1 protein-coding gene is annotated in these 324 nt (G+C 43.8%); it reads left to right on the top strand.

The annotated features are described in order from the left end of the window. Positions 1–324, top strand: a 324-nt coding sequence (locus LKK83_RS08265; RefSeq protein ID WP_324630583.1) for an HNH endonuclease, incomplete at both ends; no start/stop codon positions are given.

Raw genomic sequence — 324 nt, 5'->3', positions numbered from 1 at the left:
ACACATCAAAGTCAAAGGTGATAAGTCTCCATTTGATGGAGATTGGGCTTACTGGAGTAAGAGAGGAATTAACAAGGTTGGAATACCAGCTAAGTTAGCCAAACTTTTGAAGGAACAAAAAGGCAGGTGTAATGAATGCGGCCTGTTCTTCACGGACAGTGACCTAATTGAGGTAGACCATATTAAACCTCTAGCGGCGGAGGGTAAAGATACCCATAAAAACCGCCAAGCATTGCATCGCCACTGTCACGACCGTAAAACCGCAAGAGACCTCATCATAATTGAGGAATATCAAGCGAAAATCAGCTCCCATGACAAGGGATA

It is taken from the genome of Phormidium sp. CCY1219, from assembly GCF_035615515.1.
Taxonomy (GTDB): domain Bacteria; phylum Cyanobacteriota; class Cyanobacteriia; order Cyanobacteriales; family Laspinemataceae; genus CCY1219.
This window is presented reverse-complemented; position numbering and strand designations above follow the sequence as displayed.